This is a genomic window from Photorhabdus caribbeanensis (genome assembly GCF_018448885.1).
Lineage (GTDB): Bacteria > Pseudomonadota > Gammaproteobacteria > Enterobacterales > Enterobacteriaceae > Photorhabdus > Photorhabdus caribbeanensis.
On the sequence record NZ_RCWB01000006.1, the window covers coordinates 159,295 to 182,620 of the forward strand.

Below are 23,326 nucleotides of genomic sequence, written 5' to 3' on the forward strand. Positions count from 1 at the left end.
TAAGACAATGTGAGTGAGGAGATTCCCATGCAAGTCAGCAGAAGGCAGTTCTTCAAGATCTGCGCTGGCGGTATGGCAGGTACGACGGTAGCCGCGTTAGGCTTTACGCCAACCGCAGCCCTTGCACAAACACGTAATTATAAATTGTTGCGTGCACGTGAAACCCGAAATACCTGTACATACTGCTCTGTCGGTTGTGGGCTGTTGATGTACAGCCTTGGAGATGGCGCAAAAAACGCGAAAGCAACTATTTTCCATATTGAAGGTGATCCTGATCATCCGGTAAACCGCGGCGCACTTTGTCCTAAAGGGGCTGGCTTAGTTGATTTTATCCATAGCGAAAGCCGCCTGAAATACCCGGAATATCGCGCAGCGGGTTCTGACAAATGGCAACGTATTACTTGGGATGAGGCATTTGATCGCATCGCTAAGTTAATGAAAGCAGACCGTGACGCCAATTTCATTAAAACTAATCAAGAAGGTGTGACAGTCAATCGCTGGCTGACGACCGGCATGCTGTGTGCATCTGCTTCCAGTAACGAAACAGGGTATCTGTCGCAAAAATTTAGTCGCGCTCTCGGCATGCTCGCCGTAGACAACCAAGCACGTGTCTGACACGGACCAACGGTAGCAAGTCTTGCTCCAACATTTGGTCGCGGTGCGATGACCAACCACTGGGTTGATATCAAGAACGCGAATCTAATAGTCGTTATGGGTGGTAACGCTGCCGAAGCGCATCCTGTGGGATTCCGTTGGGCAATGGAAGCCAAAATCCATAATAACGCTAAGTTAATTGTGATTGATCCACGTTTTACCCGTACAGCATCTGTAGCGGATTTCTATACTCCAATCCGTTCTGGTACTGATATTGCTTTCTTGTCAGGTGTTATCTTATACCTGCTAACCAACGATAAGATTAACCATGAATATGTTGAGGCGTATACCAACGCCAGTCTGATCGTGCGTGAAGATTATTCGTTCAATGATGGTTTGTTCAGTGGTTATGACGCAGAAAAACGTCAATATGACAAAACCAGTTGGAACTATGCGCTGGATGAAAACGGCTTTGCTCAACGAGATATCACACTTAAGCACCCACGTTGTGTGTGGAATTTGTTAAAGGAGCACGTTAGTCGTTACACGCCCGATGTCGTCACTAATATTTGCGGTACGCCAAAAGAAGATTTCCTGAAAGTCTGTGAATATATTGCAGAAACTTGTGTTAAGGATAAGACCGCTTCTTTCCTGTACGCACTGGGTTGGACTCAACACTCAGTTGGTGCGCAGAACATCCGAACTATGGCAATGATCCAACTACTGTTGGGCAACATGGGTATGGCGGGTGGCGGTGTTAATGCATTGCGTGGTCACTCGAATATTCAGGGCTTGACTGATTTAGGGTTGTTATCACAAAGCTTGCCGGGATATCTGACACTCCCCTCAGAGAAACAGGCTGATCTGCAAACTTATCTCCAGGCAAATACACCCAAACCGATGCTGCCGGGCCAGGTTAATTATTGGGGAAATTACCCAAAATTCTTTATTAGTCTGATGAAAAGTTTTTACGGTGATAACGCTCGTAAAGATAACGACTGGGGTTTTGACTGGCTGCCAAAGTGGGACAAAGGTTATGATGTTCTGCAATTTTTTAACATGATGTCGAAAGGTGAAGTCAATGGCTATATTTGCCAGGGTTTTAACCCGGTAGCCTCTTTTCCGAATAAAAACAAAGTCGTTGATGCCCTGTCGAAACTGAAATTCCTGATCACTATCGATCCGCTTAATACTGAAACTTCAACTTTCTGGCAGAACCACGGTGAATTTAACCCAGTCGATTCATCCAAAATTCAGACAGAAGTTTTCCGCCTGCCGTGTTGCTGTTTTGCAGAGGAAAACGGTTCAATTGTTAACTCTGGTCGCTGGTTGCAATGGCACTGGAAAGGTGCGGATGCGCCGGGAGAAGCCATCGGTGATGCAGAGATCCTCTCCGGTATCTTCAAACGCATGCGAGATATGTACCGTACTGAAGGTGGTGCATCACCAGAGCCGGTGCTGAACATGACCTGGGATTACTTCATTCCGAACAGCCCCACATCGGAAGAGGTGGCCCAAGAGAGTAATGGCCGAGCACTGGTTGATTTGATTGATGCTAATGGCAATGTCATAGTGAAACAAGGTCAACAATTAACCTCTTTCGCTCAGCTACGTGATGATGGTACCACCGCTAGTGGTTGTTGGATCTTTGCTGGAAGCTGGACGCCGGAAGGTAATCAGATGGCCCGTCGTGATAACGCCGATCCGTCAGGATTAGGTAATACACTAGGTTGGGCATGGGCATGGCCGTTAAATCGTCGTATTTTGTACAATCGCGCATCGGCTGATCCACGGGGCAAACCTTGGGATGCGAAACGTCAGTTATTGACGTGGGATGGTATTAAGTGGGGTGGCGTCGATACTGCTGATTACAGTGTGGCTGCGCCGGAAACGGATGTTGGTCCATTTATCATGCAACCGGAAGGTATGGCGCGTCTGTTTGCTATTGATAAGATGGCAGAAGGGCCATTCCCTGAACACTATGAACCCTTTGAAACACCATTAGGGACCAATCCGTTGCATCCCAATGTGGTATCCAACCCGGCTGCCCGAGTGTTCAAAAGCGACTTTGAAGCAATGGGTAAGGCAGATAAATTCCCTTATGTGGGAACGACTTACCGTTTGACAGAACATTTCCACTATTGGACAAAACATGCATTGTTGAACTCGATTATCCAACCTGAACAGTTTGTGGAAATCGGTGAAAAACTGGCAGAAAAGAAAGGCATCAAGCACGGTGATACCGTCAAGGTTAGCTCTAATCGTGGTTATATCAAAGCGAAAGCGGTTGTCACCAAACGTATTCGTACCCTGAATGTACATGGTCGTGAAGTAGATACTATCGGTATTCCTATTCATTGGGGCTTTGAAGGGGCAGCGAAGAAGGGCTTTATTGCCAATACATTGACGCCATTTGTTGGTGATGCGAACACACAAACGCCTGAATTCAAAGCGTTTCTGGTTAATGTGGAAAAAGTGTAAAGGGAAAAATTATGTCATTGCAAACTCAAGACATCATTCGTCGCTCTGCCACAAATTCTTTTACTCCTGCACCACGGGTGCGGGATGACCAGGAGGGCGTTGCGAAACTGATTGATGTGACGACATGTATCGGTTGTAAAGCTTGTCAGGTGGCCTGTTCTGAGTGGAACGATATCCGTGATGAGATCGGTCATAACGTTGGTGTTTATGATAACCCGGCTGATTTAACCGCCAAATCATGGACCGTGATGCGCTTCTCAGAGGTTGAAGAGAACGGCAAACTGGAATGGCTGATCCGTAAAGATGGTTGTATGCACTGTGCTGATCCGGGTTGCTTGAAAGCTTGTCCGGCGGAAGGAGCGATAATTCAGTATGCAAATGGGATTGTTGATTTCCAGTCGGAACACTGTATTGGCTGTGGCTACTGTATCGCGGGTTGTCCATTCAATGTGCCGCGACTCAACAAAGAAGATAACCGGGTCTATAAATGCACTCTGTGTGTTGACCGCGTTAACGTTGGTCAGGAACCTGCCTGCGTGAAAACCTGTCCGACCGGCGCAATCCATTTTGGCAGTAAAAAAGCCATGAAGGATTTGGCGGCTGAACGGGTGAGTGAGTTGAAAGGTCGCGGTTATGAGAATGCCGGTCTGTACGATCCTGATGGCGTTGGTGGAACCCATGTGATGTATGTACTGCACCATGCTAACAAACCACAGCTATATCATGGCCTACCGGACAATCCCGCGATCAGCCCGACGGTGACTTTCTGGAAAGGAATCTGGAAGCCGCTGGCCGCGGTGGGATTTGCAGCCACATTCGCTGCCAGCCTCTTTCATTACGTGGGTATTGGTCCAAATCGAGTAACCGAAGAAGACGAGGAAAATGCGCGTCGTGATGCCGAGCCTTCACAGCAATCAGCCAATGGGGAGGAACCGCGATGAAAGGCAGGAAAGATATTATTATCCGTCACTCACCCGCTGAGCGAGTGAATCACTGGGCAGTGGTACTCTGTTTTCTATTTACCGCCATTAGTGGATTAGGATTCTTTTTCCCCTCGTTTAACTGGCTGATGAATATCTTCGGTACGCCGCAATTATCACGGATTTTGCATCCATTTGTCGGTTCAGCGATGTTTATTTTATTTATCTTTATGTTTTTCAGATATTTTAAACATAACTTTATCGACAAAGATGACATTGTATGGCTAAAAAACATCCATAAGATTATGAAAAATGAGGAAGCGGGCGATATTGGCCAGTATAACTTAGGTCAGAAAGGGGTTTATTGGTCTATTAGTATTTGCTTGATATTACTCGCTGTCAGTGGTGTTGTTATTTGGCGCCCCTATTTTGCTGATCTCTTCTCTATTCCGATAATTCGAATTGCACTTCTAATCCATTCAATGTCAGCTATTGGTTTAATCTTGACGATTATGGTTCACGCTTATGCGGCATTCTGGGTGAAAGGATCTCTCCGAGCAATGGTTGAAGGCTGGGTAACTCGTGGTTGGGCGAAGAAACATCACCCACGTTGGTATCGTGAAGTGATGAAACAGGAACAACAAGAAGAGAAACGTTAATGCGTTTCGAATATAATCTAATCATAAGCAGGATAGTCATATCCTGCTTATTACGCATTAAGTGCAAGGAATGATTAGATATTAAGTTCAATATTTTTTTTAAATTATTTTTTATCATAAGATTTTAAATTAAATTCACTTTCTATTTTAATCTATCTATTTCTTTGATATAAAATAAAGCATCAAAAAATTGATGCTTTATTTTATCTATCCGTTCCTTAAAGAGACAATATCCATATTAATCATCTTTGGGAATAATCTGTAGTTCCTACAATTTATTTTATCCGTAGTTCGATAAATGAATATGGTGAATATGATTGTTCTACCAGTTTAATCTCTTGAACGACAAGGCCAGCTTGATTAGCCAGATATTCGAACTCATCAACACTACGTTCTTTCCCCGCAAATAACATATCCATTAATATATCGAAAGATCTAGAAAATTCAGGCTCTTTCACCATATTTATCAATAATAGAGATGAGTTTTTATCCATTGCTTTGCGGAAATTCTCCAAAATAAGTATTGAGTCACTATCGGACCAATTATGGAGAACATTTTTTAAAATATACAAATCATAACCGGATGGAATTGACTTTAGAAAATTTCCATTGATAAACTCTATATTGTCAGAAATGGGAAGTTCATTATATCTATCCAATACAGCGTAATGTTTTCCTTTTACCTTTTCACTAATTCTTGCTAAAAGCTCCCCTTCTCCCCCTCCAACATCTAATATTCTATTATGCTGATTAAAATCATAAATACCAAGTAACTCCTCAACGATTAAATTTGAGACTCTTGTCATTAAAGCATCAAAATTTGATTTGAGAAATTTGTTACCATCCAGATATTCAAAGAATGGCTTGCCATGTGCCATTTCAAATGCCGATTTGCCATCATCTTCAAATAAGGATTTTCCATACATTAACCAAGCGTTACAGTAATATGAGCAAATTTCAAGCTTTATCATGAATGTCTCAAAACTTTCAGGATCTGCAAACACCTGGCACTCATCAGAAAGCTTGAATTTATTATTCTTGCTAACCAACACCCCCATTTCAACTAAGAAATCACATAATCGACTAAACCGATCATAATTAACACCAGATTTACGGGAAAGCTCGCTTATATCCACATAAATTCCATCTTTAAAGTGAGTAGATAATCCGGTATCAACAAAAGCATGAATTGCAGCTGATCTTCTATTTGATGCAATTAGTTCAGTTAGCATTGAGCCATCCTTTATATCTGTATATTATTAAGAAATTAAATATTTTATCAAAAATCCAAAAAATACCATGATGATAAATTGGATATCCTGACAACCCATTTGAGCTAAAATGTAATTATTAGCTTCGTTATCTTTTCATGTAAAGATTCAATTCATCTTACTTCCGCATTTTTGATGAGTAAGTTGTTAACTAGCAGATTATATTAAATTTGATAAAAAGAAATGACAAAGATCACAATTAACTCTTCTCGTAACCCCTAAAAATTAAATAGAAGAAAATAACATAGTGTATATATTGTCATTTACATTCATTTATTAAAAAATGATAATTATAAAACCTGAGAAATTACAGGTATTTTTTGAATGTGTTATTTAGGCAATAGGAAAAAAAACATCAATGATGTTACTCCCTAAAGATCATCAATGAAGGGTAGTGATATTCTACCTATTACTAATTAATTTCAATATTAAAAATATGGCATCAAACATTTTGATGCCATCTTGTTATATCTATTTTAAGAGATACAATATCCATATAATTATCTTTTCGAAACTCCATAATTATCTATAATTTATTTTACCCCCAGCTCTATAATTGCATATTTCTCGTTTATATCTTTGATACGTTTAACAACAAATCCTGCCTGGTTGGCTAAATCTTCTAATTCATTCAAATAACGCTCTTTTCCTAATAACAGTACATCCATTAATATATCCGTAGAATCAATTATTTCTAATCGTAACTTTTTCACCGTGCTTATCAACAAAACAGTTGCATTATCATCCATAGCCTTTCGGCAACTCTGCAAAATTAATACTGCGTTATCATCAGACCAATTATGAATAACATTCTTTAAAATGTATAAATCATAACCTGATGGAACTGACTTAAAAAAATCTCCGTTTATAAATTCAATATCTTCTAAAACAGGAATTTCATTATATCTATCTAATACAGCGTAATGTTTTCCTTTTATTTTTTCATTCATTCTTATCAGAAGCTTCCCTTCTCCTCCCCCAACATCTAGTATTCTTTTGTATTGATTAAAATCATAAATATCGAGGATTTTGTCTATTATTTTGTCCGAGTTCTTTGACATAAAAGAATCAAAATTTGATCTAAACAATTCATGATTATCCAAATATTCAAAGAATGGTTTTCCATGCGCTATTTCAAATGCCGTTTTATTATTATTCTCATATAATGATTTTGAATACATTGACCAAGCATTCCAGTATTCTGGGCTAACTTCACACCTTACCATTAATGACTCCATACTTTCAGGATCGGCAAGCGCACTGCATTCCTCAGAAAGCGCAACGCCCTCATTGCTACTAACCAATACCCCTATTTTGATTAAATATTCACATAACCGGCTAAAGCGAGAATGATCAAGACCATATTGACGGGAAAGCTCGCTGATATTTACGCAGGCTCCATCTTTAAAGTGAACAGACAAACCCATATCAACAAAAGCATAAATTGCGGTTGATTTTCTACATGATGTAATAAGTTCGATTAGCATAGCTTTGCCCCTTATCTGATAAATAAATGAAATGTTTTATCTAAAACTCTGGAAATACCGTGACGATTGATTAGGTATTTTAATAACATATTTTCACCAAATTGTGATTATTAGTTTTGTCACCTTTTCCTCATGAAATAATAAATTTTTATTCCCCTTATTTCCCAACCAGTTAACTCACTTTAATTATCCATTGTTAGGGGTAACTTATTATACTATATTAAATTTAATAAAAATAAATGATAAAGATCACAATTAATTCTTTGCAGGATATTTGAAAATTAAACAAGGAAATATAATTTAATTTTGATATTAAACCACCTTGGATTCACATAATCTATTAAGTCTCGAATAATCAATACCATATTGAATAGCAATTTCATTGATATCCACCCTGGCCCCGTTCTTAAAGTGAACAGCCAAACCTGTATCAACAAAAGCATAGATGGCAATTGATTTTCTATATGATGCAATAAGTTCAACTAGCATTAGTTACCCTTTATATTTATCTTATAAAAAGATGAATTGTTTTATCTAAAAATCAGGAAATACCATAATGATTAATTATTGTATTCTGATAACGAAAATGTAATTATTAACTTTACTATCTTTTTCGTGATATAATAAAGATACTATTCTCCTTATTTTACAATTTATTAAATCACCTTGATTCTATGTTTTAGAGATTCAAATTGTTACTAATCAGACTATATTAAATATAATAGAAAAAAACAATGAAGATTAAAATTAACTCTTTTAAGGGGTTTTAAAAATAAAACAAAATGATTTAATCTGTTTATTTTTGCCATTTAAATAATTTTTACCCCAAGAGAATGAATTTTCTCTCCGTTTTAATGTCTATATATTTCATTAATATAAAACAATCATGGCATAAAATATTTCGACGCCATGATTGTTACATATTTTTTCAGAGGCGAAATATCCATATAATTATCTTTACGTTACTTTATTCCCAACTGAATAATTGAAGACAATTCATCAATATCCTTAACATCTTGAATAACCAATCCTGCCTGGTTAGCCAAACGTTCGAACTCCGTCAAATAACGTTCTTTTCCTGAAAATAGTACATCCATTAACATATCCAAATATAGCACCGCTTTAGATTGTGGTTTTTTCATATAATTTATCAATAAAATCTTTGAACTACTATCCATTGCCTTACGGCAATTTTCTAAAATTAATACTGCTTTATCATCAGGCCAATCGTGGAGAATATTCTTTATAATATATAAATCATAACCTGATGGAATTAATTTTAAAAAATCTCCATTTATAAAATCTATATTTTCCAAAACAGGAATTTCATTATATCTATCTAATACAGCGTAATGTTTTCCTTTTACCTTCTCACTGATTCTTACCAGAAGATTTCCCTCCCCTCCGCCAACATCTAATATTCTGTTGTATTGGCTAAAATCATAAATATCAAGTAGCTTTTCAATGATTTTATCTGAGCCTTTTGACATTGAAGAATCAAAATTTGATTTAAGTAATTTATTACTCGCCAAATGTTCAAAGAATGATTTTCCATGCATGATTTCAAATGCAGGTTTTCCATCATTTTCAAGTAAAGATCTTGAATACATTGACCAAGCATTCCAGCAATCTGGGCTCAGTTCCCATTTTACAATCAATGACTCCATACTTTCAGGATCAGCGAGTGCACTGCATTCTTCCGAAAGGGTGACTTTATGGCCGTGGCTAACCAATACCCCAACTTCAATTAAGAAATCACATAATCGTTCAAGTCGGGAATAATCAATACCACATTGACGGGAAAGTTCGTCTATATCTACATAAGCTCCATGTTTAAAGTGAATAGATAAGCCTGTATCAACAAAAGCGTAGATTGCGGCTGATTTTCTATACGATGTAATAATTTCGGCTAGCATTGAGTTATCCTTTATGTCTTTATCTTATATACCCGTCATCTTTCAAGTTGCCTCTTTGTTGACTGCACTCGCTCACCCCGGTCACATAGTTTGCTATGCTCCCGGGGATTCACTCCCTTGCCGTCGCGATGCATCTTGAAATCCATAGGGTATATAATCATCTTTTGAAATAATTATGAGTCCCTATAATTTATTTTACTCCTAATTCGATAAGTGAAAACATTTCATCTATATCTCTAGAATATCGAACGACGAGTCCCGCCTGATTAGCTAGATGTTCGAATTCACTAAAATAACGCTCTTTCCCTAAATATAGCATATCCATTAATAAATCAACAGATTTAACTATTGGGGATTTTTGTTTTTTCATTAAGGTTATTATCAGGATGTTTGCATTATCATCCATCATTTCTCGGCAATTCTTCAAAAGAGATATTGCGTCATTATCAGACCAGTTATGGAGTACATTCTTTAAAATATATAAATCATAACCTGACGGAATTGACTCAAAAAAATCACCATTTATAAAATCTATACCCTCATAAATAGGAATTTCATTATATCTGTCCAATACAGCATAATCTTTTCCTTTAAACTTTTCACTGATTCTGATTAAAAGCTCTCCGTCGCCACCTCCCAGATCCAATATTCTGTTATATTTATTAAAATCATAAATAACAAGCAGTTCTTTAATTATTCTATTTGTATATTTTGACATTAAAGCGTCAAAATTTGATTTTAGTACTTTATCATTATCCCAAATCTCATAAAATGATTTTCCATGCGCCATATCAAATGCCGGTTTACCATTGTTTTCCAGTAAGGATTTTGGGTACATTAACCAAGAATCCCAATGTTCTCGATTAATTTCATATTTTATTGTCAAGAATTCAAAACTATCAGGATCGGCAAGTGCGCTGCATTCTTCAGAAAGTGCAACCCCATCGTTGCCGCTAACCAATACGCCTATTTCAGTTAAGAAATCACATAGTCGATTAAGTCTAGAATAATCAATACCATATTGATCAGCAAGTTTGTTAATATCTACATAGGTTCCATTTTTAAAGTGAATAGATAAACCCGCCTCAACAAAAGTGTAGATTGCGGCTGTTTTTCTATATGACGTAATGAGATTGATTAGCATTGAATTACCCTTTCTGTATTTTTAAATGAGGTTATTATATAAAATATAGATAGTACCACTATGACTAACTATATATATTTGAGACGCATTTAAACCAAAATGTAATTATTAACTTTGCTATCTTTTCCTTATGCGGCAATGAATAATTAATTCTCTTTTTACAATTAATTATTCACTTTAATTATATGTTTTTAGGCGTGAATCAATGAATCATTAGGCCATATTAAATATAATAGAAAGAAATGTTAAAAATCACAATTAACTCTTTTTAGGGATTTTTAAGATTAAATTGAACGAAATTTCTTAACAATATTTTTCTTTCAGAAAAAATTCACACAAAGAATAAATGGTTATAAAAAATTCTCAATCATTTCATGAATATATTAGTTATTACTGACCACATCATTTCCAGTATTATCTCTGTAGCCCAGAAACCACTTTTGATCTATGCTGAACGCTAACAACAAGCTTAAGATTATCATTAATCTGAAAGCCCCAAAGCAGATAGCAGGAAGATAGAACTTAATGAGTATTCGTATCGTTCCTAAAGAACAACTAAGCAAAGATCGTATCAATGAAAAAGCAGCAGATTATATCCCGCCATTGCTTTTTGCTAATCTAAGAAACCTTTATCAACGCCGGGCAGAGCGCTTGCAACAACTGGCAGAAGATAGCCCGTTCGTTGATTATCTTAACTTTTCAGCACAAGTTGCCCAAGCTCAGCAAAAAGCATTGCATGATAATCCATTGAAAATGGAGATAGCAGATATCTTAGAAAAATCTGTCATTGACGGTAAACCACCTCTGGATTGTAAAACCTTCCAACGTACTGGACACTGGCAAAAATTGCTTCACTCTCTGATAGCAGAATTACTGCCGGATGCATCGGAACATGTTAATGCCGCTCTGGATAATTTAGCCAAGGCGTCGGAACAGGAACTGGAGCAGATGGCCGATGCTTTGCTGAAAAATGAATTCAGTAAAGTCAGCCCTGAAAAAGCACTTTTTATCTGGGCGGCACTCTCCCTCTATTGGGCGCAAATGGCGAATCAAATCCCAGGAAAAGCGAAGGCAGAATATGGTGAACATCGTCAGTTCTGTCCAGTTTGTAGCAGTATGCCGGTTTTAAGTGTTGTTCAGATTGGCACAACCAACGGGCTGCGTTATCTGCATTGTAGTTTGTGTGAAAGTGAATGGCATGTGGTGCGGGTAAAATGCAGTAACTGCGAACAGACACGCGATCTTAATTATTGGTCGCTGGATAGTGAGCAAGCCGCCGTGAAAGCGGAAAGTTGCGGCGATTGTGGTAGTTATTTGAAAATTCTCTATCAGGAGAAAGATCCGAAGGTTGAGGCCGTTGCTGATGATTTAGCTTCACTTATCCTCGATGCCAAAATGGAAGAGGAAGGTTTTGCCCGCAGTAGCATCAACCCGTTTTTGTTCCCAAATGAGTAATAGTGAGTTGACGGAATTACCATGACATATAAACCGAGCCTGTTGTACAGCCAGCTCCCCGCTATTGATCGTCTATTGCGTGAGCCACAAATAACACCATTCGTGGAACAATATGGACAGACGCTGGTAACTGCCACATTAAGAGGAATGCAGGAGCAGGCAAGAATCTATATCACGCAGCATCAAGCACTGCCTGATTGGTGTGATAACTGGGCCCTGGCTCTCGGTCAGCAACTGGAGCAGAAACAAACTTTGGCTTTAAAACCGGTGTTCAATCTCAGTGGTACGGTGATTCATACCAATCTTGGTCGAGCATTAATGGCCGAATCGGCTATTGAAGCGGTAACACAAGTGATGCGTTCACCCGTAACATTGGAATATTCCCTCAATGACGCCGGGCGTGGACACCGTGACCACGCTTTGGCAGATTTACTGCGCGAATTAACCGGAGCGGAAGATGCCTGTATTGTTAATAATAATGCAGCGGCTGTGCTGTTATTATTGGCAACCGTGGCATCCGGTAAACAAGTTGTAGTTTCTCGCGGCGAACTAGTGGAAATTGGCGGAGCATTCCGTATTCCTGATGTCATGGTTCAGGCAGGATGTCGATTAGTTGAAGTCGGTACAACAAACCGCACTCACCTGAAAGATTATCAGCAAGCGATTAATGAAGAGACCGCTCTCCTCATGAAAGTACATGCCAGTAACTACAATATTGAAGGTTTTACCGCAGAAGTGTCTGGTCATGAATTGGCCGCTCTGGGAATGGCCTCGCAAATCCCCACTGCAATTGATCTGGGCAGCGGCTCCATGATAAATATGGCGCAATATGGCTTGCCAGCCGAACCTATGCCCCAGGATTATCTGAATCAGGGCATCGATCTGGTCACTTTCTCAGGTGATAAATTACTGGGGGGGCCACAAGCTGGCATTATTCTCGGTAAAAAGCGCTGGATAGAAGCAATCCAGCGTCATCCGCTGAAACGTGCTTTGCGGGCAGATAAGATGACGCTGGCCGCTTTAGAAGCCACATTGCGGTTATATCAGCGCCCTGAACAGCTTTGCCAGCAGTTGCCAACGTTACGTTTATTAACCCGTTCACAACAACAAGTGCATAATATGGCACAACGGTTATTACCTCAGCTTCAAGCACGTTACGGTGATCAGTTTATTGTCCGTGATGAGCCATGTTATTCACAGATTGGCAGTGGCTCACTGCCGGTTGATCGCCTGCCAAGTTGGGCTTTAACTTTCACCGCTATTGACGGTCAGGGGAGTTCGTTGGAACGGTTGGCCCGGCGCTGGCGTGAATTAGCCAAACCCGTTATTGGCCGTATCTCTGACGGGCGTTTTTGGCTGGATTTACGCTGTCTCGAAGATGAAAAAGTGCTATTGCAGACACTATTGCTGTAATTTTCTGAAATACAATAAATTACCGAAATACAATAATTTCCTGAAACTATTATGATTTTTGCCACCGCGGGCCATGTTGATCATGGTAAAACCACACTTATCCAGGCAATTACCGGCGTTAATACAGCCCATTTGCCGGAAGAGAAAAAACGCGGGATGACCATCGATTTAGGTTATGCCTATTGGCTGCAACCGGATAGCTCTTCGGTTGGTTTTATCGATGTGCCCGGACATGAAAAGTTCCTCGCTAATATGTTGGCAGGGATCGGGGGTATCGATCATGTTTTATTGGTGGTTGCCTGTGACGACGGAGTAATGGCTCAAACAAGAGAACATTTAGCTATTCTGCGTTTGATTGGCCGCCCGTCTATGACCGTTGCGCTCACTAAAGCAGATCGAGTGGAATCACAACGAATAGTTGAAGTCCGCCAGCAAATTGAACATGAGCTGGCAAAGCAGGGTTGGGGCATCCCCTCTCTATTTGTAACGGCTATGACGGATGAAGAAAGTATTGCCCCTTTGAGGCAACATCTGTTGCAGTTACATCAGCAAAATAAGCAGCATGAAAAATTACATCAACGTTTTCGTCTGGCGATAGATCGTGCTTTCAGTGTAAAAGGAGCCGGTCTGGTCGTAACGGGAACAGCATTGGCCGGCCGGGTCAGTGTGGGAGATCTCCTCTGGCTGACTGGCCGGAATCAACAAGTCAGAGTACGTGGCTTGCATGCTCAGAATCAACAGACCGATACGGCTCAGGCCGGGCAACGTATTGCGCTCAATATTACTGGTGATGTCAGTAAAGAACAGCTTTCCCGTGGTGATTGGCTACTTTCCCACAAACCCTTTCAGCATGTAGAAAAGGTCTTGGTGGAAGTCGAAACTGATGAACCTTTGCGAAACTGGCAACCACTTCATATTCATCATGCTGCCAGCCATATAACGGGACGGATTTCATTACTAAATCAGCCTTCTGATAAACCTCTGTTGGCTGAATTGGCGCTTGATAGCCCATTGTGGTTGGTTGAGAATGATCGGCTAATATTGCGAGATATCAGCGCCAGAAAAACATTAGCTGGCGCGCGGGTGATAAACCTAAATTCCCCCCGCCGCGGTAAGCGTCAGCCAGAATTCTTGCATTGGCTCACTCAGCTTGCCAGAACATCAGATCATGCGGCGAATTTAGCGCTCCATTTGCCACGAGGCGCACTTTCTCTCGACCACTTTTCTTGGGCGCGTCAATTAACGGAAGCAACTCTCCACCAGCTAATCGTTGATAAGGATGTGATTATTGCCAATGGTATGGTGTTGTCACAGAACAATGCCAGATCAGCAAAGCAGAAATTACTACAAGTTTTGGCCGAATATCACCGGCAACATGTTGATCAACTGGGTTTAGGAAGGGCGCGTCTGAAACGAATGGCGCTGCCAACACTGGATGAAGCGCTCGTTTACACTTTGATAGATGCATTGCTCAGTGATGGACAGCTAAAGCAGTTACGTGGTTGGTTATATCTTCCTGAACACGGTTTGGCTTTTAGCGATGAACAAGCAAAATTGTGGCAACGAATCGCCCCCTATTTCACAGATGATCCGTGGTGGGTACGCGATCTAGCTGCGGATTTAAAAGAAGAAGAGGCAACTATCCGCAATTTGTTGAAAAAATCCGCTCAATTGGGGCATATTATCGCGATTGTTCCTGATCGTTATTATTGCAGCCAACGAATTCAACAATTCGCGGAGTTGATTCGCCAATTCAATCAAGATTATGGTGCAATTACCGCTGCCGATTTTCGTGATCAACTCGGTATTGGTCGTAAATTGGCTATTCAAATATTAGAATTTTTTAATCGCAGCGGCTTTACTCGTCGTCAGGCTGAGTCACATATTCTCAGGGATAATGGACTGTTCTGATGATTTTTTTATTTAAAATATAGATGATTTCAGCAAAATCACCGTCTTGCTTCATCGATTCAACTGATCTGTGTTATTTTGCCAACCATGAACCATCTATTAATTGGATTCAATACGATATGAAAAAGAAGATAATATCAGGCGTTTATCTGGGATTATTGTTCATTGCAACTTTAATACTGGTTTTTGAAAAAAGTGAAGATATTTACCCGGCGCTGATCGCTGTCGGCGTGTTTGGTGTGATATTTGGTCTGGTATTTTTTGTATCAGCTCGGTTGCTGTTTTCCGCTGCCTTTACCGGAACACTGTTTATTATCTTTAAGTTTCTCAATCAGATAAAAGTTCATTACTACAAAGAGCAGTTGATGTTCTCCGATCTAAACTTGATGTTTGATCCTGCCAATCAGGAAACATTACGCCACTATTGGCTGGCCGGTTTAGGCGTTGTCGCTATGTTTATCTGGTTGATGTTTAACATGACGCTGAGTTGGAAAAAATCATCTCCCCGCCGTGGTTTCAAATGGCGTACCGTCGGCTTGGTTCTGGCGGCGTTTTGTACATGGGAAGTGAGCGCTACTGCCAATGCGTTCAGAGAACAGTGGGAATCTTCACTACCAAAAGGACGTGGTACAGTCACCAATATGGTGATGTCGGCTAAAGATGCCAAATATCATGCACCTCAGTTTGGGCAATCATCCGATTATTTTCTGCAACAAGCTAAGAATGTTGTGCTGCCTGTGCCGCAATCAACGATTAAACCTGACGTGGTAATGTTATTACAGGAATCCACCGTGACTCCGCATATCTATCAATTGCCTGATGATACCCGTTTACCCAATCTTTATATGTTCCAACGGGATTCTGGTGTCAGCGCACAAAGCCCAATGCGAGTGCAAACTTTCGGTGGTGGAACCTGGTTATCTGAATTCTCCGCACTGACGGGCTTAAATACGGACGATTTTGGCTCACGTAAGAATGCAGTTTTTTATTTTATCGTCGATCACCTGAAATACAGTTTGTTCCGTGAAATGAAACAGAATGGTTATTACACGGTTGTTTTGACGCCATTTAATAAATCTTCTTATCATTCCGGTCATGCTTATCAGACTCTCGGCGTTGATCGCATTATTCAGCCACAAGAATTGGGATATCCCGCCAGTCTCGATAAAAATCTGTGGACTATCTCTACACAAGAGATGTTGGGTTATGCGAAAGAAATTTTGGCACAGGAAACGGATAAACCACTCTTTATTTTCTCACTGACTATGTATGAACATGGCCCATATGATGAAGATCACGCTGATGATTACGGGCTTACCGGACATGTGAAAAATTCACAGGCAGTGGGTAAATTCAGTCACTATATGGAGAAAATCAAAACTTCTGATCCGGCAATCAAAGATTTCAGTGAGTTTGTTGCTAAGCGGGAAAAACCAACCATGTTCCTCTATTTTGGTGATCATCAACCTAATATCAGCCTAAATCAGTACAATGGCGTATTTTCAAATCCAAGTCATATCACCCAATTTACTATGCGGGATAACTTGCAACAGGGAGAACCCATTCAGACTGATGAACTGACGGATATTTCATTCCTTGGCGGCATGATTATGGAGAGAGCTAAACTGGATGCTTCACCTTTTTATCGCGCGAATATGACCATGCGTCATCTTTGCCGGGGAGCGTTGGATGATTGCCAGGATAAGGCGCTAGTGGAGAGTTATAAACACTATATTTATCAGCAATTAGACGTTGCAGGTAAAAAGTAAGTTATACCCGTTATCTTTCAAGTTGCCTCTTTGTTGGCTGCACTCTCTCACCCCGGTAACAGAGTTACCTATGCTCCCGGGGATTCGCTCCCTTGCCGTCGCGATGCATCTCGAAATCCATAGGGTATATATACCCATAATGTGAGTAGGTGCCATATTTATATGGCGCTTGCTGTAGATAATATTGATGAGAATGTTAATCTCACCCAATTTTCAGGCGCTTTGCTCTGGCTTGTAACCCTCCCAATATCGAATTACTGATATGAACAGGGAAATCTATCGGCAACTGGTCTCTGACATTCATGACAACAGTATCAACCGACTCAGCATATTCAGTAAGAATTCTTGCCATCGAATCCTTATCAAATCCAGCGACCTTGGCTGTTTGAAAAAAGTGCCTTGGGAATATCTGTTCTATACTGTACTTCCTACCTCTCGTCCCAGTTAGCCCCATCGCCAATTTGGCATCTCGGGGATGAAGCCCTCTGCCTCCGAATACAGGGTACATGGAAAGAATGTCATAAAAAGGCGTTAGCCGATAATGCCCCTCAGCCTCAATAAACAGCGAAAAGTTTTTTGCATGGCCGTCTGTGGCGGCCAACAGCCAAAATAATACCTGGATCTTCATAAATTCATAACGGTCAGTCTCGGCTTTAACCGAACCCAAGAGGCAGGACATGATCTCGGGAATCCCAGGGCCACCATGACTCTCATACTTTTTCGCCGAAGGCACGCTCAAGGTTTGGCAGAAATCTTCCTGAGGCAGCCGCATTATCCAACTGTTGTCAGATGAATACTTGCGATCAAATCGTTCTACCGCTAATGCTTTTATCTCTCCCACTTTCATTATTAAGCAGTGAGGAATAGACAGCCCAAACATCCTGGCAATCAACATGCACAGATATTCATTTTCCACACTTTCAGACATATCAATGGAATATGAATGACTCTCAATTTTACCAATGGGAAGTTTGATGATGTGTGTTGTCGGCGTGGCATTTAATGGCAAACACCAATTTCCATCAATATTTAAAAGCGCTGTCTTTTCCTGTGCGCCGGCAATGGATATACGAAAATCTTCCTCTTCTTCGATCATCCCCAATGGCGCACCAGCTTGGTAGCCAGTTAGCACTTTCTCTAGTTCCACCTTGGATAAGGGCTTGTATTCAATCCTCTTGATATCATTAGCGGATGTACCTTGCGGTACCAATTGCAAAGCTCCTACACTATCTTGACCAACTTTAGCCAGCAGATCAAAAGGTTGAGTTGATTCAGCATTGTGCCTGGCAACAATTCTTCTTCTGACTTCCGGGTTATCCGGCAGTAGATTATCGAAAAAGTTATATACCTCGTCACCCTGATAAGCTTGATGACGCAGAGGCATAGACAGTGAAATGGGACGACTACCCGATAACTTAAGCCAGGACTCATCATATTTGAAATGGTGGGAACCAGTATTGGCTTTGGTGAATACTCCAACCCGATAACCGTTCATGTAGACATCCAGTGCTGCCATTACCACTCCTCTTTCCACACCGGGTCCGACGTTGTGCAATCATCTTCCACTGACGAATTTATCTTAGTCACGTTTCTTGGCCGGATATCGAGTTCTAAATTCAACGCCGACATAATCTTAAAGAAGGTTTCCAGCTTGGTAGAATCTGGGTGCAGCTCAAAGCTTGATACCGTGTCCTGCCGAATACCCACTTTGCTTGCCACTTTACCCTGAGAAAGTTTTTGAGTAAGCCTGATATCTTTTAAATATACGCTAAGTTGTTTCGAGTTAGTCACTTTCATATTGAGGTCAACCAATTTGAACAGTTAACCTCATTTTTACACGCTATGACAGGTAAATCAATTTTTACACGCTATAGACGGTAAATATAATTTTACCTGCTATAACCGGTAAAAAATTCCACTTTTGCCTTTTACCCACTTACTTGCCAATACAAAAACTCGAAAAAATCCTTCCTAGCAGATCATCGGAGGTAAATTCACCCGTGATCTCGCTCAATGCTTGCTGCGCCAGACGCAACTCTTCTGCCAGCAATTCACCTGAACGGGCAATCACCAATTGTTCATGGCCCTGTTGTAAATGTTCCGCTGCGGTATTTAATGCTTGTAAATGACGACGACGAGCCAAGAAACCGCCTTCGGTATTACTGCTAAAACCCATCGTTTCTTTCAGATGATCGCGCAATAAATCGATGCCTTCACCACTACGGGCAGAAAGTCGAATGAGCGAGTAACCACTTACTTCTGCAATACTTGTCTCTTCATCGGTCATATCTGTCTTATTACGAACGACTGTGATAGGGAGCGATTTAGGCAGGCGAGCCATAAATTCAGGCCAGATTTCCACAGGTTCAATCGCATTCGTTGTCGTGCTATCCACCATAAACAGTACCCGATCAGCCTGCTCAATTTCCTGCCAGGCACGCTCAATACCAATACGCTCAACTTCGTCACTGGCTTCACGTAAACCCGCTGTATCAATGATATGCAACGGCATACCGTCAATATGGATATGTTCACGCAGCACATCACGGGTTGTACCGGCAATATCCGTCACAATCGCCGCTTCACGGCCTGCTAATGCATTAAGCAGACTGGACTTTCCTGCATTAGGGCGACCAGCGATAACAACTTTCATACCTTCACGTAAAAGGCTGCCCTGACGAGCCTGAGCACGTACACGCCCAAGTTCAGCCATCACTTCATCCAACTTAGCTTCGATTTTCCCATCAGAAAGGAAATCAATCTCTTCATCTGGAAAATCAATAGCCGCTTCTACATAGATTCGTAAGTGAGTAAGTGCTTCCACCATCTGGTGAACTTGAGTCGAAAAAGCGCCCTGTAAGGAGTTCATCGCTGAACGGGCTGCTTGCTCCGAACTGGCATCGATCAGGTCAGCAATGGCTTCCGCCTGAGCTAAATCCAGTTTGTCATTAAGAAAAGCGCGTTCAGAAAACTCACCCGGGTTAGCGATTCGCACACCTGGCAGAATCAGAATACGTTTAAGCAGCAAATCGAGAATAACCGGCCCGCCATGCCCTTGAAGCTCCAGTACATCTTCCCCGGTAAAGGAATTCGGCCCCGGAAAGTAAATAGCAATCCCCTGATCAAGTATCTGACCATCTACATCACGAAATGGCAGATAATCTGCATAACGGGGTTTGGGTAATTTACCTAATACCACCTCAGCGACCTGTGCGGCTTTCGGGCCGGAAACACGTAAAATACCAACCCCTCCTCGTCCTGGTGGGGTAGCCTGAGCAACAATCGTATCCGTGGTATTCATGGTTATCTCTCTATTGACTTTTTCGCCCAAATTATTTTTTTACTCAAATTACTTTTAACTAAAATAGTTAAGGCGGTCAGTGACCGCCTTTTCTGTTACAACGGCCAGCATATATTCATTCTGGCTGAAGCTACGTTTTATTTCGCTGGCTTTTTCTCACGACTATGCAAGCCGCGTTTTTCCAGCCCACGATAAATTAATTGCTGCTGGATAATTGTCACCAGGTTACTGACGATATAATACAGAACCAGACCTGATGGGAACCACAGGAAGAATATGGTAAATATGACAGGCATATAGGTCATAATCTTCTGTTGCATCGGATCAGTAATTGTCGTCGGAGACATTTTCTGAATGATGAACATTGTCACACCCATCAGCAATGGCAGGATGTAATAAGGATCTTGCGCAGACAAGTCATTAATCCAGCCAGCAAATGGCGCATGACGCAATTCAACAGAACCCATCAACATGTAATATAAAGCAAGGAAGATTGGCATCTGGATCAACAGAGGCAAACAACCACCCAGTGGGTTCACTTTCTCTGCTTTATACAATGCCATCATTTCCTGGCTCATACGCTGTTTATCATCACCAATACGCTCGCGCATAGCCGCCAATTTCGGCTGTAACAGACGCATTTTCGCCATTGACGTGTATTGTGCTTTGGTCAGCGGGTACATGATACCACGCACAATAAAGGTGATAACGATGATGGAGAAGCCCCAGTTACCAATAAAACCATGCAGGAACTTCAACAGCTTAAATAATGGCTGAGAGATAAACCACAACCAACCATAGTCTACCGACAGATCCAAATGAGACGCCACAGCGGCCATTTCATCTTGAATTTCCGGGCCAATCCACAGTGTAGAGGAGATCGTTTTTTCACTATTAGCCGCAACAGAGATTGGCGCACTCTTATAGCCAATCGCAGCCATCTCTTTACCTAATGCGGCTGTGTAGAAAGTACTAGTTTCATTTGCCGCGGGAACCCAAGCGGTAGCAAAATATTGCTGCAACATGGCAATCCAACCACCTTTGGTGGCCACGGATAAAGGTTCACCTTCAATATCGCTAAAGCTATATTTTTTGTATTTGGTATCGTCTGAAGAATAGGCCGCGCCACGGTAAGTATGCAGTGCGAAGTTACTGCTGCCTGTATCACGATGCTTTGGCAGTTCAACACTCTGTTTCAACTGACCAAAGAAGGTCATCTGTAACGGTTTTTCCGTCGTGTTATTAATATGGTAATCCACACTAATCGCGTATTCACCACGTTTCAGGACAAATGTTTTAACATAAACAATGCCATCTTTAGTGACGAAATTCATCGGGATACGCAATTCATCCTGCCCATCAGCCAATACATAGCTATCCTGTGCTGCGGTATACAGCGGGCGTTCACTATTCAGCGGATTATCTGGACCATCTTTCCCCGTCAATCCACTTTGCGCTTGATAAGTGAAAGCAGGTGTTGTTTCCAACAACTTGAATGGCTGGTTTGAACCCAAAGTATCAGGATAGGCTAACAGGTCAGCCTCTTCGATATCACCTCCACGAGTATTGATGGTCAAAGAGAGCACATCAGTTTTAACCGTGATAAGTTTACCTTTTCCACTGCCTGGTACAGCTTGATTCTCACTGCTCGGCATATCCGTTTGTTGCGTGGCCTGTACTGTCGTTGGCTGCGGATTTTTATCTGTTTCCCATGCTTGCCAGACCAAGAAAGAAACGAACAGCAAAGCGATGAGAAGAAGATTACGTTGCGAATCCATCGTTAGTGTTCTCTGTTATCGTTGTTTTTTACGGGTGGGACAGGATCATCACCACCTTCATGTAAAGGGTGGCATTTTAATACGCGTTTCACCGTTAACCAACAGCCTTTTATCACCCCAAATCGGCATAATGCCTCAATGCCATATTGAGAGCATGTAGGATTAAAGCGACAACGAGGCCCCAACAGCGGGCTTATGACCAACTGATATCCCCGGATTAATGCGATCAGGAAGCGCGAGCCAAACGACAGTGACGACGCCATAATTTACCCAACGCCTCCGTTAACTCACGATTATCAAGCTCAGCAACACCTTTCTTAACCAATACCACAAAATCCATAGGAGGCAACTTATGTTGGTTTAAACGGAAGCTTTCACGGGCCAACCGTTTAATCCGGTTACGCTCATGAGCACGTTTAACATTTTTCTTGGCTATAGTAAGACCGATACGGGGATGCCCCAGCTCATTCAGGCGACCAAGGATAGTAATCTCTGGCGAACTTGCCCGTTGGGGTTGCTGGAAAACATAAGTGAAATGCTTGGGAGTTAACAAGCGTAACTCCCTCGGAAAAGCGAGCGTAACCACTAGATGGTTAGCTTTATTACTTAGAAACGGTCAGACGAGCACGGCCTTTTGCACGACGGCGAGCCAGAACCTGACGACCATTTTTGGTAGCCATACGAGCGCGGAAGCCGTGAGAACGGTTACGCTTCAGTACGGATGGTTGGAAAGTGCGTTTCATAGCGATTTCTACCTAACTTAAGATTATTACTGATTCAGTAAATGCGTTGGCAGCCAGTGAGAAATAGACACCGATGCCTCAATCGCAACATCAATATAAAAGAAGCGGGATTGTAATAAAATGTACAGCTCTGAGTCAATTTACATAACACAAAGTCGGCCGGCTTTTCTACTGAGTCGGATATTTACCAACACTCTGCCCATGCGTACACCAAAACCCTTCACTAAGAATTATCGGTAAAAAACTCTGGCATCGCACATAGGGTGCAACATTATACGGACTACTGAACAAAGCGCAACGATCACCGGCAGATCTTCGTTTTCTGTTATGATCCTTAGTCCGATTTTATTTTAAATATCAACTTATTCTCGATCTGCATTTGACCGCCGCCATAACTTCACTACAACCCCTTTACAGCCCTATATTTCACAGACAATTTTATCCTGTGGATAAAAAGCGCTTAAACTGTGTAAAAGAATGAAGA

Annotated in this window: 19 protein-coding genes; 7 read left to right on the forward strand and 12 right to left on the reverse strand. The window is 41.3% G+C overall.

The window, feature by feature from the left end:
* The first annotated feature begins 27 nt into the window (after nt 1-27).
* The 3 genes from fdnG to fdoI are packed head-to-tail and all read left to right on the forward strand — an operon-like array spanning nt 28 to nt 4,654.
* Nucleotides 28-3,075: a formate dehydrogenase-N subunit alpha gene (gene fdnG, locus EAE90_RS06605; RefSeq protein WP_214052832.1), complete on the forward strand. Its 3,048-nt coding sequence runs from the start codon at nt 28-30 to the stop codon at nt 3,073-3,075.
* A gap of 11 nt (nt 3,076-3,086) precedes the next feature.
* Complete coding sequence (fdxH, locus tag EAE90_RS06610; RefSeq protein ID WP_214052833.1) at nt 3,087-4,016, forward strand: formate dehydrogenase subunit beta; 930 nt, start codon at nt 3,087-3,089, stop codon at nt 4,014-4,016.
* Nucleotides 4,013-4,654, forward strand: coding sequence for a formate dehydrogenase cytochrome b556 subunit (gene fdoI, locus EAE90_RS06615; protein ID WP_214052834.1), 642 nt, complete (start codon nt 4,013-4,015; stop codon nt 4,652-4,654). The genes fdxH and fdoI overlap by 4 nt, the downstream gene beginning before the upstream one ends.
* A 275-nt stretch (nt 4,655-4,929) precedes the next feature.
* Here fdoI and EAE90_RS06620 read toward each other — a convergent pair whose 3' ends face one another.
* The 5 genes from EAE90_RS06620 to EAE90_RS06640 form a co-directional block, all read right to left on the reverse strand.
* Nucleotides 4,930-5,886 carry a methyltransferase gene (locus EAE90_RS06620; protein ID WP_214052835.1) on the reverse strand — a complete coding sequence of 319 codons (957 nt, stop codon included), beginning with the start codon at nt 5,884-5,886 and terminating at the stop codon, nt 4,930-4,932.
* Between the two features lie 572 nt (nt 5,887-6,458).
* The gene (locus tag EAE90_RS06625) at nt 6,459-7,412 is read right to left on the reverse strand and encodes a methyltransferase (RefSeq protein ID WP_214052836.1); all 954 of its coding nucleotides are present in this window, start codon (nt 7,410-7,412) and stop codon (nt 6,459-6,461) included.
* A 312-nt stretch (nt 7,413-7,724) separates the two neighbouring features.
* On the reverse strand, nt 7,725-7,901 hold the full coding sequence (locus EAE90_RS06630; protein WP_246550433.1) for a hypothetical protein: 177 nt from the start codon (nt 7,899-7,901) through the stop codon (nt 7,725-7,727).
* A 473-nt stretch (nt 7,902-8,374) separates the two neighbouring features.
* Complete coding sequence (locus EAE90_RS06635) at nt 8,375-9,328, reverse strand: methyltransferase (protein ID WP_214052837.1); 954 nt, start codon at nt 9,326-9,328, stop codon at nt 8,375-8,377.
* Nucleotides 9,329-9,518: 190 nt separating this feature from the next.
* The gene (locus EAE90_RS06640) at nt 9,519-10,472 is read right to left on the reverse strand and encodes a methyltransferase (RefSeq protein ID WP_214052838.1); all 954 of its coding nucleotides are present in this window, start codon (nt 10,470-10,472) and stop codon (nt 9,519-9,521) included.
* A 525-nt stretch (nt 10,473-10,997) separates the two neighbouring features.
* On the opposite strand from EAE90_RS06640, the gene fdhE reads away from it, so the two are divergent.
* The 4 genes from fdhE (at nt 10,998) to EAE90_RS06660 (ending at nt 17,020) form a co-directional block, all read left to right on the forward strand.
* Nucleotides 10,998-11,927 carry a formate dehydrogenase accessory protein FdhE gene (gene fdhE, locus EAE90_RS06645; RefSeq protein ID WP_214052839.1) on the forward strand — a complete coding sequence of 310 codons (930 nt, stop codon included), beginning with the start codon at nt 10,998-11,000 and terminating at the stop codon, nt 11,925-11,927.
* A 21-nt stretch (nt 11,928-11,948) separates the two neighbouring features.
* Nucleotides 11,949-13,340, forward strand: a complete 1,392-nt coding sequence (gene selA / locus EAE90_RS06650; protein ID WP_214052840.1) for an L-seryl-tRNA(Sec) selenium transferase — start codon at nt 11,949-11,951, stop codon at nt 13,338-13,340.
* 51 nt (nt 13,341-13,391) lie between these two features.
* Complete coding sequence (selB, locus tag EAE90_RS06655) at nt 13,392-15,251, forward strand: selenocysteine-specific translation elongation factor (protein WP_214052841.1); 1,860 nt, start codon at nt 13,392-13,394, stop codon at nt 15,249-15,251.
* A gap of 119 nt (nt 15,252-15,370) precedes the next feature.
* Complete coding sequence (locus EAE90_RS06660; RefSeq protein WP_214052842.1) at nt 15,371-17,020, forward strand: LTA synthase family protein; 1,650 nt, start codon at nt 15,371-15,373, stop codon at nt 17,018-17,020.
* A gap of 202 nt (nt 17,021-17,222) precedes the next feature.
* On the opposite strand, the gene EAE90_RS06665 is transcribed toward EAE90_RS06660, so the two are convergent.
* The 7 genes from EAE90_RS06665 to rpmH form a co-directional block, all read right to left on the reverse strand.
* Nucleotides 17,223-18,536: a type II toxin-antitoxin system HipA family toxin gene (locus EAE90_RS06665; protein WP_214052843.1), complete on the reverse strand. Its 1,314-nt coding sequence runs from the start codon at nt 18,534-18,536 to the stop codon at nt 17,223-17,225.
* On the reverse strand, nt 18,536-18,817 hold the full coding sequence (locus tag EAE90_RS06670) for a helix-turn-helix domain-containing protein (protein ID WP_065388823.1): 282 nt from the start codon (nt 18,815-18,817) through the stop codon (nt 18,536-18,538). Before EAE90_RS06670 ends, EAE90_RS06665 begins: the two co-directional genes overlap by 1 nt.
* A 139-nt stretch (nt 18,818-18,956) precedes the next feature.
* Nucleotides 18,957-20,321: a tRNA uridine-5-carboxymethylaminomethyl(34) synthesis GTPase MnmE gene (mnmE, locus tag EAE90_RS06675; protein ID WP_214052844.1), complete on the reverse strand. Its 1,365-nt coding sequence runs from the start codon at nt 20,319-20,321 to the stop codon at nt 18,957-18,959.
* 137 nt (nt 20,322-20,458) lie between these two features.
* The gene (yidC, locus tag EAE90_RS06680; protein WP_214052845.1) at nt 20,459-22,099 is read right to left on the reverse strand and encodes a membrane protein insertase YidC; all 1,641 of its coding nucleotides are present in this window, start codon (nt 22,097-22,099) and stop codon (nt 20,459-20,461) included.
* Nucleotides 22,100-22,101: 2 nt separating this feature from the next.
* On the reverse strand, nt 22,102-22,362 hold the full coding sequence (gene yidD, locus EAE90_RS06685; RefSeq protein WP_112879275.1) for a membrane protein insertion efficiency factor YidD: 261 nt from the start codon (nt 22,360-22,362) through the stop codon (nt 22,102-22,104).
* On the reverse strand, nt 22,326-22,685 hold the full coding sequence (gene rnpA, locus EAE90_RS06690; RefSeq protein WP_214052846.1) for a ribonuclease P protein component: 360 nt from the start codon (nt 22,683-22,685) through the stop codon (nt 22,326-22,328). Before rnpA ends, yidD begins: the two co-directional genes overlap by 37 nt.
* Nucleotides 22,686-22,701: 16 nt before the next feature.
* On the reverse strand, nt 22,702-22,842 hold the full coding sequence (rpmH, locus tag EAE90_RS06695; RefSeq protein WP_000831330.1) for a 50S ribosomal protein L34: 141 nt from the start codon (nt 22,840-22,842) through the stop codon (nt 22,702-22,704).
* Nucleotides 22,843-23,326 lie beyond the last annotated feature (484 nt).